Below are 13,359 nucleotides of genomic sequence, written 5' to 3'. Positions count from 1 at the left end.
TCAAAGCCTGAAAAATCATTGTTGTTTTAATTACTAAGTCCGTAAAAGCGAATCGCGTTATCACGGAAGATCGCCGCTTCGGCGTCGGGTGCTAAAGATTGCACCAGTTGCCGGCAATATGCCAGCCATTCGGGGTAGGTACTCGCCATATTCAACACTGGCCAGTCGCTCCCCCAAATAACTTTTTGCGGCCCAAACAGGGTCAAAATTGCCTCAGCATAAGGTCGCACCACCGCCAGCTGGGCACCCACTGGGGCCTCGGTCGCAAGGCCCGACAATTTACAGAACACATTTGGCAAAGCCACCAGCCGTGCTAAAAGTGCGTACCAGCTCTGCCACTCAGACGCGGCAATATCTGGCTTCGCGCCATGGTTTATACATATCGACAATTCAGGATAACCCCTTGCCAGTTCCTCAATGTACGGTAGATGCCGAGGGTACACCAAAGCGTCAAAACACAGTTTAAGATCCGTTAAGGCTGATAAGGCCTGGGCGCATGCTGGTCGTAGAATCCAGTCATCTTCGGGCAAACCCTGCAACATGGGCCGCACGCCACAAAAGGCCGGATGGCGCACACGAAGGGTTAGCTGCGCCGGTGCATCCGCTGCGCTCAAATCAACCCAACCTACCACCCCCAATACATGACGGTAAGTATCGGCCTCGATCAGTAGAAAATCGGTATCGGCGGTATTTGGCTGTGTCTGTACCAGTACAGAGCCAACGGCTCCAGCCTCAACACTTGCCGCCAAGTAATCTGCCGCACTGAAAGTACGATAAATATCCACTAAATCAGGTGTGGGCCATTGTGTATTTTCCAGCTCCCAACAATGCTGATGGGCGTCAATAACGCTAAACTCCGTCAAGACTCGTCTCCGTTTGACTTATACAAGCAAACAACCACACCACCACAAAACAGAACAAAGGCACTATAACCGCCGTGTGCATGCTGGTTACATCAGATACCAGCCCCATCACCGCTGTAATAACAGCCCCGCCAATAATGGCCATAATCAGCAGCGCCGAGCCGGCTTTCGCTTCACGGCCTAACCCCTTAATACTGAGGGCAAAAATGGTCGGAAACATCAGCGACATAAAAAAGCTGGTGGCAGCGAGGGCAATCAACCCCGCATGATTGGCCGCCAACATGGCAAAACCGCACAAGCCAATATTAATCAGCGCGTACCAGGCCATCAGTCGCGCGGGCTGCACGCAGCCCATCAGCCAGGTGGCGAAAAACCGCCCCACCATAAACGCCACCAGCGACACGGTTAAATAGGTGGCCAGAGCTTTCTCACCGGTGCCCGGTACCGTTTCTTGGCCATACCGAATCATAAAGCTCCAAATACACACTTGGGCACCCACATAGAAAAACTGCGCCAGCACACCGCACAGATAGTGCCGCCGCCGCAACAGAACTTTAAAGTCAGCCCGGCAGAAGCCGCGCTCGTCACTCTCATGCCCCCACGTAATAACCGGAAATTTCACCAGTGCCACACACAACGCCCAAAACAGCACCACCGCTGCTATGGCGAGATAAGGCCCGGCCACAGCCTGCACTTCAGTGGTGTAAAAGGCCGTTTGCTGCGCCTCGCTCATCGCTGCTAACGCCTCGGGGCTGTGCTCTACCCCCGAGAGAATAAACTCGCGCCCAATCAACACCCCCGAAATCGTGCCGAGCGAATTAAACGACTGGGCAAAGTTTAAACGCCGCTCGGCGGTGGCCGGATCGCCCATGGCGACAATCAGCGGGTTCGCCGAGGTTTCTAAAAAAGACAGGCCGCTGGCAATGACAAACAGTGCCGCCAAAAAGTAAACGTATTCATGGGCCTGAGCGGCGGGGTAAAACAGAGCTGCGCCTGCTGCGTAAAGCAGTAAACCAAATACAATCGCAGCGCGATAACCGAAGCGTTTCATGGCGAGGGCAGCGGGTAGAGCAAACACAAAATAGCCAAAATAAAAAGCCGACTGCACCAAACCCGACTGCAAATCCGTGAGCACAAAGGCTTTTTTAAATTGAGTGATCAGAATATCGTTGAGGTTGTTCGCCACCCCCCACATAAAAAAGAGGCTGACAATCAAAAACAATGGCACCCACACGCGGGCGCTGACCATGGGCATGGCCTGGGGTTGCTGACGATTCACGACTCCTCCGGGAGACTATTGTTATTGTAGGAGGCTCATTGGGGCCTACCGGCCCTGACCAAACGCTTGTATACCACGACTTCATTTACAAGTAAAACTCTGCTTATATTTAAAACAAGCTGTGGGCCCAACATAATACCGGCCAGCGTCAGCGACTACCGCTTTAGCGGGTAAGCAAACAGGAGAGGGTGAATGCCAAAGGCGGTGAGGGCAGCCTGGGCTGTGGCGCAGGAACGGCGGCGGTACTTTTGGCCAAGACCACAAGTACCTCGCAACGCCCGTCGACACGGGTTTATAAAATGAACATTTCACATTTGACTCAACAAGTAGCGCAGCTAACCGAAACAAACCCGCCCCTAACGTAACAACAGTGCCAGCCACACTATCGACGATAGTCCGATCGCCGCTGGGGTCAATGCCAAAAACCTTGCCAGAAACCCTTCGCGGGTAAGCGCATGGGCGGACCAATACAGCAGCGGTACCAGCATCATATACACATAACGAAAATCGGTATTACAGGACAACGGTACTTTGATGCGATACGCCAGGAGCAACAACAGTGGAAACACAATGGTCAGCAACCAGGGCATGGCGCGATATAAGCCGCGAATTCTGGCGCGATTATCCAAAACCGCATTGTGAGTAACGCTGTAATACACCTGTCCGGCCAGCATCAGTAACAGCAAGACACCGTTCACCTTGCCCCAAAGCTTGAAAGAGTCGCCGCTAAAAAAGAACTCGGATGACAAACTGGAGCGCAACACGTAATTCCAAAAATACTGGCGCCCGTAAATATCTTGCCAACTGCTCATAAAGGGCTGCTGAATAAACGTGGCCAGATCAAACACCAAATAATTCGCCGGCCTGTTGGCCACCTGTAAACCCGAATTAATCGTGTTGCTGACATTCGACAGCAGCCAGTCTTCCGACTGACCTTTTGCGTAATACCACAGGTTATCACCCAGGTTGATCCCTACCGCCACGACAAAAAACGCACCCAAGACAAAGGCCGCACCTACTGCCTGACGCCGCCGCCATGGCGACAACAAAAGCCCCTTACCGTGGCGCACAGATCGCAGCCACCACAAACCGCCCAATACCGCCCACAGGGCGAGCGCGTTGGATTTCGTCAACAGCGCACAGGCCGCCCAAAAAGCGGCCCACATTAAGCATTGCCGTGCCCCGGTGCGCCACCAGCGCAAAGTAAAGAAAAAGCCCAACGCGTAGAAGGCGTACAAAGGCACATCATTGCCAATGCGAATACTGTGCACGATGCCCGAGGGCCAGAAACAAAGCGCCACACTGGCCAACAATAGCGCCCACGGATGCACCCGAAACGCGATGCGCAAAGCAGCGAGCGAAGCCCACAAAAAAATGGCCCACAGCCATAAAGCCAGCCATTGGGCCCAGCGATCGTCACCACCGCTGGCATCCACCAGCAGCACTTTTGTGAGCGCAGTAACCATGTAATACAACGGCGGCTGATGGTACTCCCACCCCTCAGAGGCCAAGGGAAAACTCTGATGCTCAATCAGGTAATGAATGTAATCGCGATGGCCGCCGCCCTCGTACACATCAAACGTGCGAGTGAAAGAATCGGTTTGCGATAAATACACGGTGCAGGCAACAAGCCCCGCAGCCACTATGACCCCCTGCCCCCGGCTGATGGGCAAGTGGCGCAACAAGGCAAGCGCCAACAACGCTAAAGCCACAGCCAGCAACACCATCTGCTGGCCGCTCAAGCTTGCGACCGGGCGCACATCAAAGCCCGCGGGGTTACTGGCGTTGCTCAACTCAAATTGCACAATATTGGCAGCGTCGGGCCGCAAATCCCGCAAAGGCAGCACCAGGCCTTTACTGTAATCGCGCCGTTGGCTGCGGGAAAAGCCTTGCAGAGAAACAGGCTGACCATTCACCAGCACCCGGTGCAGTTCATCGTCTGGAATTACCCGTAACGAAAGCGCGCTTTTACCATGAGTGTCCAGGCTAAGTTGCACGGCATAGCGGCCGATTAAAGCGCGGGAAAGCGGCAGGTCAGCGACAGGCAAGTCGCGATTGTCGTAGGTGAGCCGGATGTCGGAAATGCTTAAGTTGCCCAGATTGGCGGCGCTCATTAAACTCCACAAACTGGCAAATAACAGCGCGAGAGTTAAGGCTAAGCGGCCCCAAAAGGTGGTGATAGGGTGCAGTTTTTTCATCCCAACAATCCGTGTAAACCCTTAATCGCTCGCGATTCTACGCCTAAAGTGCGACAAAAAAGTGTTTAAACGCACATTAGGTTAAATTTTTCACCCACACGCCGCGCTTCACCCGCGCGCGAATGGGCAGCCATTTGAGCGCGTCCTCAATGTACATCAGCGCGTAGAGCGCAGCGAAGCTCCAATCGGTAAAAAAGACGCCCGCCATGTACAAGGGCACACCAAAAACCCACATCACAATCACATCCACCACCAGGCAGTAGTGGGTGTCGCCACCGGCACGCAAAATACCCAGAATACGCAGCATGTTCAGCACTTTTACCCACACGCCCAGGCAAAATACCGCCAGAGTTTGATACAGCAGCGCGCTAGTGGCCGGGTCGATATGAGCAAACGCCTGCAGTACCCAGGGCCGGGCCAGCCACAGCACCACCGACATTGCCAGCACCAGCGCGAGGGTTAAGCGATTAAAAAAGCGGTACAGCTGCCAGGCCGCGTCGGGGCGATTTGCGCCTAAACTTTGCCCCACCATCACCGAAGCGGCATTCGCCAAGCCCACAAACAGCGAGAAAAACAAACTTTCAATAGGCACCAGCACGCCCATCACCGCCAGGGCATCGGTACCGGCAAAGCCAGAGGCCACGTGATAAGCGCAGTTACCCACCGCCCAGACAATATGATTGACCAACAGCGGCAGGGCAAACCATAAAAAGCGTTTTAATTCCGGTGTGGTCACCTCCCTCCACCAGCGTTTCATTTTGGGGGCAAACTCGTGTTTGACCGCGTACAACCACGCGAGGGTAAACAGCAATTGCAGCACGCGCGCCAGCAGGGTACCCCAGGCTGCCCCAGCGACCCCCAGCTCGGGAAACCCCCAGTGGCCAAAAATCAGAATGTAGTTAAAAAGGATATTCAGTAGCGCCGCCACTGCGCCCATGGCCAAGGGCACCAGGGTATTGCCAATGGCCCGCAGCGCCGCCTCAAAGACCGTAATAATCTGCGCAATCAGCAAAACCGGTGCGGTAATCCATAAAAATTCGGCGGTTAAGGCCACCACCTGAGTATCGGGGTTAATCAGCCCCAGCCAGCCGCCGGCACTGAAAAATACAGCGGTAAAAGGCAGCATAAAGCACACCCCCACCAGCAGCGCCATGGCCAGTGAACGCTCGGCGCCCCTTGCGTCTTCGGCCCCGGCGTACTGCGCCACCAAAATAGCGCAGGCTGTGGCTACGCCCATCATGGTCACCAGCATCAAAAAGTGCAGCTTGGCCGCCAGGCCCACGGCCGCCACCGCCTCGGCGCCCAGACCGCCCACCATCAGCACATCGGCCATACCGAGAAACGACTGCAACACCATTTGCAGCGCCACAGGTAAAGCCAGCACCGCAACCCGGCGCCACATTGAAGTTTGAGTCTGGGGTAACATCACATGTCCTTCATTCGGGTGCTCTATAATACAGCGCAGCTCACGCAAATCCGTCTGCGCATTGATCGCACCGCGCACATTTTGCGTAAAGAAACGTTTTAACAAAGGTGGAATATGGACACGTCCCGCATCGCGCACTGGGCTAAACGCTCGATGATCCTTTTGCTTGGCCTGCTGGCGTTGTGCTATTGCCTTTATCTGATGCTGGGTTACTGGTATTTGCCAGGCAAATTAAAGCAAGTGGCCGAAGAGCAGGGCAGTGAATACTTGGGGCGTCAGGTCAGTGTGGCGTCTTTTGCCTACAACCCGTTTACCTTGGAGCTGCAAGCGAAAAACTTCTCCATTGCCGACCGCCCCGACACACCTCTGGCCTATTGGGATCACCTAAGCGTCAACGTGGACTTTTGGCCCTCGCTGTTTAACTGGCACTTGGTGGTAAAAGAGGTTCAGCTCGCTGGGCCGCAAATCAATATCCTGCAAACCGCCGATGGTTTTAACTTCGACTCGGTCATCGACTCAATCCATCAGGCAAGCGCCAAGAATACAGAATCCAAGCCTGAGCTCGATACATCAAGTGAACCTATCGGCGTTGAAGTGCAGCTGATTCAAATCAGCGGCGGCGCGTTTCACTATCGCGATACCGCAGGCCGTATACCCGCCGATGCGGGAATAGAAGACTTTAACCTGGTGTTTAACGATTTATACATCGACACGGGCGCCAGTAACAGTAATCCGTTTAATATTGCGGCCGATCTGGCCGATGGCGGCACCGTAACCCTTGACGGCGATTACCGCCTGCAGCCCTTGCTGTTTAATATCAACGTGCAAGCCCAGGCGATTAACCTCACAGGTTTTGCCGACTTTGTGCGCAATATCATCGATGCCGAAGTCCACAACGGCGAGCTGAACGCCAGCGCCTCGGTACAGATTTTTAAACAGGAAGCTGGCGAGGCCACGCAAATTACGTTAAGCCAAAGCCGCATCGCACTCACCAAACTAGCCGTTAACGACGCCACAGCCGAGCCGCCGCTGCTGCGCTTGGACAGCCTGGCAATAGACGATATTAAGCTGGATTTTCTTGCACGCAATGTGTCTGTGGAAGCCGTTGATATTGACGGTTTAACCACCAACCAATGGCTGGATAAAACCGGTGAAACTCGCTTTCACTCGTTAATGCTGCAGGCGCATGAGCAAGTTACTAATGCCGATAACAGCGCGGCCAACGACGCGCAAGCAACCACCGCAGTGGCCGAGCCCGAAGCCGACCCATGGGGCTTTACCCTGGGTGCCTTGCGCATAAAAAATTCGCAATCACAGTTTACCGACAAAACCGTTTCACCACCGGTAACCTGGAACCTGGAGCAACTTGAAGCCTCCCTCGCACCCATTGAGCTGAACAGTACGCAACCAAGTCAGTTGAGCATCAGCGCACTGATCAACCAAGCACCATTAACAGCCGAAGGGCAAATGACCCTTGCGCCAGTTACCGCTACCTTGGATGCTTCTGTGCAAGGTTTGGCAACCGCGGCCGTCACGCCGTACCTTAGCGGTGCCACCAACATTGCAATTACCGATGGCACTTTAACCACCCACGCAAGCATTCATCTGAATACCGAGCCCGAGCTTAGCCTGAACATCAAGGCCGATACTGATCTGGCAAGTGCAGCGTTTATCAACACCACCGATAATAAAAAGTTTTTAAGCTGGGACAATCTCAGTATTGAAAGCACCGAATTTCAATACCCGGAAATGAAACTGGCGATTAACGCCATTGAACTCAGTGCACCCTGGGCTAGTATGTCGCGCGGCACACCCTCCACCTGGGAAACGCTGGTCAAAACGACCGAGCAAGCCGATGCCGATGCCGATGCCGATGCCGATGCCGATGCCGATGCCGATGCCGATGCCAGCGAGTCTAACGCGCTGGCACTGAGCATTGCGCGCCTTACCGTTAACCAAGGCAATGTCTATTTTAAAGATACGCTGATTCAACCCGAATTTGCATCATCCATTAACGATATCAAACTATCGCTGACTGACTTTGATAGTGCGGATATGCAGAATCTTTCAGTCACGTTAGAAGCCAGCATTAATAAACACGCTCCTCTGAGTATAAAAGCCGAGACCAGCAAAAATAAAAAAGAAGTTGAGGGCTCAATCAAAGCGCTTAACTTAAAAGGCTTATCACCCTACACCGGAACCTACATTGGTTATAACGTCGACAAAGGCGATTTAAATTATCATTTTGATTACACCCTTGAGGGCACAAAGATCATCGGCGCTAATGACATTATTGCCGAAAAGTTTGAACTGGGTGGTGCTGTTAACAGTGAGCAAGCCATCGATGCACCCATCAAACTGGGCCTGACTCTGCTAAAAGATTTAGATGGCAACATCAATTTGGATTTAGGCATTAGCGGCGATCAAAGCGACCCCGGCTTTAATATTCCGGGGCTTATTACCAAAACCTTTATCAACATTTTGGTAAAAGCCGTGGCATCGCCCTTTACCTTATTGGGCTCAATTGTCAGCTCGGATGAAAACCTAGGCGAGGTGAGCTTTACCACCGGCAGCGCCAGTGTCGGTAAAGACCAGCACGACAATTTACAAAAACTGGCGAACGCCTTAAACAAAAAGCCTGAGCTTACTCTGGTGGTGCAGGGCAATGCGGACCGCAACGACGATAAGCGAGCACTGCAAATCAATCAACTTATGGCCCAGCTAACCGACGCCGACCCGGAACAAGAGCCTGTAGTTTACGATGAAACAACCATTGCTAATGCCTTGCAAAACAGCGGTGTACAACGGCAGCTGCACAAACGCTACCGGGACTTAAACGGTGAGAGCTTTAGCACCTTGGTCGAACGAATCGCCACCGAACAAACCCTGGAAACAGAAGCGGCGGCCAAGTTAGCCGAACAACAAGCGCTTGAGCAAATCAGCAATACGGTGCAAATAACCGATGCCGCGTTGGAGCAGTTAGCGGACCAGCGCGCCGATAATGTCATCACCCAGCTGCTTGATGCCGGGCTGGCGGAAAATCGATTGCTTAAAGAAGACGCCTATATTGCAGCACTCACAGGCACCACATTAACATTTGAAGTAAAAGCGCAATAAGATCGCACGAGGCAGGGCTAATTCATCGTATAAAAGCCCATTGGGAGAAGTACCGGCTTTACCGCCGTTAAGCAGAAGGGAATTTTTGAAAGTTACAGCGCGATTAAAGCCCTTGAGGTTGAACTCTCGACCCAGTCCATAGGTAGCTATGAGTACGGGCCGAATATAAGTGTGTGTGTTTCAGATAAAAAATGAGCGCGCGAGAATTCATATTTTAAAGTATGGACCCCAGCGCGCTTATGGCGATTTACAAACTTCCTTCGGTAAAGGTTCCATCACCATTATTAAGCCATAAACGACTCACTGCTGGTGCGGCATCGGCATGGGTGGACTCGATCTGGATATCATTATTAATCAATAAATCTGGATACCCGTCGCCATTAATATCGCCCACACTCGCACCGTGGGAAAAACTGTTTTGGCTTTCCAGCGCGCTCGATGTGGTGTTTTCCAATCCAGCGTCCGTGTTCATAAGCAGCAGGTTAGGGTAGCCGCTAAAAGGAGGGAAATCATAGCCATGGTCGGCGACGAAAAGATCATCGAAGCCATCTTGATTAAAGTCTGCCACTGACCAGGATCTGGCGTGCTGTACACTCGGAACCTCAGCAGCAAAATAGTCTGTTGTGGCCTGAGCAAAAATTCCATCTCCCGTATTAATACTGACGTACACAGGCACTGTCATGGTTTCCGGATCACCGTCTTCACTACCGTTAAAAATCGCGGATGATGAAACCAAATCTGGTAAAGCATCGCGATTTACATCAACCAAGGCGCCATCGGCTTGATTAGTGAGAGTGTTCGAGTACACGACGGAGAACTGTAGGCTACCGGGCAGGCTGTTATTAATGAAGGTGGGAGTCATCCTGTCACCGAAGGTTGGGGCCACCAAATCTACCGTACCATCACCATTAACGTCGTCAGCCAATAAGGACCATACATTCAGATCGGGCTGATCGGGAATAAAGACCGCTCCAGAATGGGCGTCAATAGCTTGTAATTTATCCACTGAAGTCGTGGAGTTGAGCAACGAGTCAGTCAGCGAAATTTCTTTTGCAAGGAAATTGCCACTGCCGTCATTTAAGTAAATATGACCGCCCCAGCAAATATCTTCGGCAGGATTACCGCTGCACTGACCCATAGGATTTTGCGTAAGGACAAAGTCAGTGTTTCCGTCACCGTCAAAATCAGCAACCCGGAACTCGCCCCAACCACTCAGCGGAGAAGACGTAATGGTGGCTCCAGTAGTAAACGTTCCATCGCCTTGACCGAGGTACACATTTAACACGCTGCTTTCGTACGAGTCGTTAATCAGCAGAGCGAGTACATCTTTATTTCCATCATTGTTGGCATCTAATGTTCTAATGTGTGCCGCGGAAGTAAAGGTTGCAGGAAATTCAGGAAAGGCACCAGACAGTAAATCGAACGTGCCGCCGCTGTTCAGAAAGAGCTGTATCTCGGATGTACTCTCGGAAGAGTAGGGGGATACAATTACATCCCCATCTCCATCAGCGTCTATATCGGCAATGTGAGAGCTAAGAATTTTAGCTGGAAAATTGGAGTTTGAATTCGCAACGGAGCTACTGGACGAGGTCTCACCCGACGAAGAACCGCCACTTTGACTGCCGCCGGAGTCAGACGAACCGCCCCCACACGCCGTTAACCCCAACACTGCCAGAGCGACAGCTCCCCCATACAAACTATTCTTAATTAAAATCATTAATTTATCCTTGAACGGTTATCAATAGAGCCAAAATTCTATATATGGATGAATATTATTCCACGTAAAAAGCACAGGAAGGGGTTGAGCAAACCTTTTTGCCATATTGCACGGATTGAATCGGTGAGAATTAAAATTTCCGAAACTGAGGGGAAGAAACAATCAATAGATTACTGACTTTAAAAGTGGCTAAGCAATCTCGTCCACCACGGGTTCATGCTGGTTTATCGTATGCCACGATAAACCTTATACGCTAAACCAGAGGCACCACTCTACCAAGATGATGTGGCCATTTTAAAAATCTTGCCAGCCGCTTAAACGCGCTTGCTTGTACTGCGTGGAAGCCTGGCAGCGCCACAAAAGATAGCCGCGTAAAATGAGAGCCTACTGACAAAATCCAAAATGGAGTATTTTTTATCTGTCGAGTTTGCAGCCACGCATAACGGTACATCGACGACTATACAGGGAGGGCGTAACCACCGCTGTCATTAATCAGCGACAACAGTGGTTGGCTTCAAAGCATCATTCACTACGTAATACCGATAACACTTTATGCACATGCTCGGTCATCTCGCTACCAAGAGGAGTGAGGTAACCGCCATCGGGTTGAGTAACCAGGCCTTTTTTATGCAGCCGCTCGGCCGCTGCCACTGTGGCCGGGTCAGCAGAGTGTTGATGCACCTTGATACCCTCTTGAGTGGATGACGATGAGAACAGGGTGAGTAAATTCAATTCACTGAGCTGATCTTGAGAGAACGGCATGATGTACCTCTTATTGTTGTAAAAGACCGCTAAGGCTTGGAAAACCTGGGATGTCTTGGATAACAGTATACATTGGCACAACCAGTGCCACGAATGACTAGCATAGCCTGTTTTGGTTACTCGTGTTACGGATTAACGAAATCAGATCTGGATTTCGTCTGGGCGCAAGCTCACCCTAAACCTCCACACCAAACAAACCGCGACTTTAGGCCTTACCCTGTAAAAGTCCGATTTTCTCTCGGCTAACAACCGGCCCACACCTCCACTTTCACCCAGGCAGATGAACTCAATAACTGGGAAAAAAAGGGGCATAGGCAAAGAAATTGCTAAATAAATGCCCCAAGTAATGATTAACCAAAGAATGGTCACACACTATGCAGCGCATTGCCATTATTGGTACTGGCCCAACGGGTATTTACACCTTGGCGGGGCTGATCAAATGCCGCCGTCCTTTAGCCATTACTCTCTACGAATCTCGTGCACAAGCCGGCGTGGGTATGCCTTTTGACGACAAGGTAAACCATCCAATCATGTTGGCCAACATCGCAAGTATCGAGATACCTGCGCCAGATTCTACGTATTTGCAGTGGCTAAAAGCTCAAGGTGCCGAATTTTTAGAGCGTCATGGGGTGTGTAAAGATGACCTGCACGATAGGCAATTTTTACCACGCGTATTACTAGGTCACTACTTTGCGGCGCAGCTTCACGCTATTGTTAGCCAAGGCATCGCGGCTGGCCACGATATCCAAATAAAGGTTAATACCACCGTCAACGATATTACCGCAGGCCAACCTCTCAGACTGTGGCTTTCGACATCCAGTGAGCCAAAAGCCTACGATTATGTAGCCATTGCAACGGGCCACGAGTGGCCAAAGGCGCGTGAAAAAAAGCCTTGCTACTTTCCAAGCCCTTGGTCTGGGTTAATTCACACACCAATACCCGCAACCGATGTTGGCATTATGGGTACCTCGCTCAGCGGTATTGATGCGGCCATGGCCGTTGCTATTCAACACGGCCGTTTTGTCGAGTCAAACGAGGGCAAAACTTTAGCATTCGAGTTAAAAGAGTCGAGCAGAAACCTGAGAATATCTATGTTATCCAGGTCCGGTTTACTCCCCGAGGCCGACTTCTATTGTCCTATTCCCCACGAGCCACTGGCCGTTGCCACACCCGAGGCCATCCAAGAAGCTATTGATCAAGGCCCAGAAGGCCTTCTCAATCGCGTATTCAGCTTGATGGTAAGAGAACTGACGTTCAATGACCCTGCGTGGAGTTCTCATATCAATTTGCACACGCTAACCCCAGACAGTTTCACCGATGCGTATTATGAAAGCCGTAAGAAACACAACCCTTTTTATTGGGCCAGTCACAACCTGGAAGAGGTGGAACGCAATAAGAAAAACCGCCATACCATTGCGTGGCGGTATACCTTATTAAGGTTGCACGAAGCCATTGAACCCATAGTGCCGCACCTGAATCATTCAGACCTGACACGGTTTAACCAAAGCTTAAAACGTGTTTTTATCGACAACTATGCGGCTGTTCCGTCTGAGTCTATCCGCAGGCTACTCGCATTACGCCAGGCAGGTGTCATTGAGCTGAAGGCTTTGGGGCATAATTACGAGCTGACAATAAAGGAAACCAAAACCTATATTTCCACCGAAAGTGGTACTTTGAACTTTGACATATTCATCGACGCGAGAGGGCAAAGATCTCGTCGGATTGATGATTTGCCTTTTCCCAGCCTGAAGCATCTACTGGTAGCGTGTGAAGGACTCCAACCTCCTATCGACACGGACTATACTCTCCAGGCCAAAAGCGACGGGGCGCATCGTATCGCTCTGGCTGCACTGCCTTATCTAATGCCGATTAAACCTTTTGTGCAGGGGATTACCGTGTGCGCCGAAATTGGAGACGCCGTTAGCAAAGGTTTTATACGCTCGGTGGAATGTTATGAACAGGCATTATCGGCGGAGCATGAGGTCTAGCATTGCAAG

At 51.5% G+C, this 13,359-nt stretch carries 8 protein-coding genes; 2 read left to right on the top strand and 6 right to left on the bottom strand.

Annotation, left to right across the window (positions count from 1 at the left end):
* Positions 1 to 26: 26 nt before the first annotated feature.
* The 4 genes from D568_RS0105810 to D568_RS0105790 all read right to left on the bottom strand — a co-directional run bounded on the left by D568_RS0105810 (position 27) and on the right by D568_RS0105790 (position 5,904).
* Positions 27 to 863 carry an amidohydrolase family protein gene (locus D568_RS0105810; RefSeq protein WP_020208644.1) on the bottom strand — a complete coding sequence of 279 codons (837 nt, stop codon included), beginning with the start codon at positions 861 to 863 and terminating at the stop codon, positions 27 to 29.
* Positions 850 to 2,142 (bottom strand): L-fucose:H+ symporter permease, encoded by a 1,293-nt coding sequence (gene fucP, locus D568_RS0105805; RefSeq protein ID WP_020208643.1) that lies wholly within the window; start codon positions 2,140 to 2,142, stop codon positions 850 to 852. The genes D568_RS0105810 and fucP overlap by 14 nt, the downstream gene beginning before the upstream one ends.
* A 356-nt stretch (positions 2,143 to 2,498) precedes the next feature.
* Positions 2,499 to 4,340: an ArnT family glycosyltransferase gene (locus D568_RS0105795; RefSeq protein WP_020208641.1), complete on the bottom strand. Its 1,842-nt coding sequence runs from the start codon at positions 4,338 to 4,340 to the stop codon at positions 2,499 to 2,501.
* Between the two features lie 76 nt (positions 4,341 to 4,416).
* Entirely contained in the window at positions 4,417 to 5,904 is a 1,488-nt protein-coding gene (locus tag D568_RS0105790; protein ID WP_020208640.1) for an MATE family efflux transporter, read from the bottom strand.
* On the opposite strand from D568_RS0105790, the gene D568_RS0105785 reads away from it, so the two are divergent.
* On the top strand, positions 5,881 to 8,883 hold the full coding sequence (locus D568_RS0105785) for a DUF748 domain-containing protein (protein WP_020208639.1): 3,003 nt from the start codon (positions 5,881 to 5,883) through the stop codon (positions 8,881 to 8,883). The genes D568_RS0105790 and D568_RS0105785 overlap by 24 nt on opposite strands.
* Before the next feature lie 247 nt (positions 8,884 to 9,130).
* Here the strand turns inward: D568_RS0105785 and D568_RS0105780 are convergent, their stop codons facing one another.
* Entirely contained in the window at positions 9,131 to 10,600 is a 1,470-nt protein-coding gene (locus D568_RS0105780; protein ID WP_020208638.1) for an FG-GAP repeat domain-containing protein, read from the bottom strand.
* 522 nt (positions 10,601 to 11,122) lie between these two features.
* Complete coding sequence (locus D568_RS0105775) at positions 11,123 to 11,362, bottom strand: TIGR02647 family protein (RefSeq protein ID WP_020208637.1); 240 nt, start codon at positions 11,360 to 11,362, stop codon at positions 11,123 to 11,125.
* Positions 11,363 to 11,736: 374 nt separating this feature from the next.
* On the opposite strand from D568_RS0105775, the gene D568_RS0105770 reads away from it, so the two are divergent.
* Complete coding sequence (locus tag D568_RS0105770; protein ID WP_020208636.1) at positions 11,737 to 13,350, top strand: FAD/NAD(P)-binding protein; 1,614 nt, start codon at positions 11,737 to 11,739, stop codon at positions 13,348 to 13,350.
* Positions 13,351 to 13,359: the final 9 nt, after the last annotated feature.

The organism is Gilvimarinus chinensis DSM 19667 (assembly GCF_000377745.1).
In the GTDB taxonomy this organism is placed as follows: domain Bacteria; phylum Pseudomonadota; class Gammaproteobacteria; order Pseudomonadales; family Cellvibrionaceae; genus Gilvimarinus; species Gilvimarinus chinensis.
This window is presented reverse-complemented; position numbering and strand designations above follow the sequence as displayed.

Excerpts from the sequence above, each read along its gene's own strand:
- D568_RS0105795 (WP_020208641.1), bottom strand. The coding sequence starts at position 4,340 with ATGAAAAAACTGCACCCTATCACCACCTTTTGGGGCCGCTTAGCCTTA.
- D568_RS0105785 (WP_020208639.1), top strand. The coding sequence starts at position 5,881 with ATGGACACGTCCCGCATCGCGCACTGGGCTAAACGCTCGATGATCCTT.
- D568_RS0105780 (WP_020208638.1), bottom strand. The coding sequence starts at position 10,600 with ATGATTTTAATTAAGAATAGTTTGTATGGGGGAGCTGTCGCTCTGGCA.
- D568_RS0105775 (WP_020208637.1), bottom strand. The coding sequence starts at position 11,362 with ATGCCGTTCTCTCAAGATCAGCTCAGTGAATTGAATTTACTCACCCTG.
- D568_RS0105770 (WP_020208636.1), top strand. The coding sequence starts at position 11,737 with ATGCAGCGCATTGCCATTATTGGTACTGGCCCAACGGGTATTTACACC.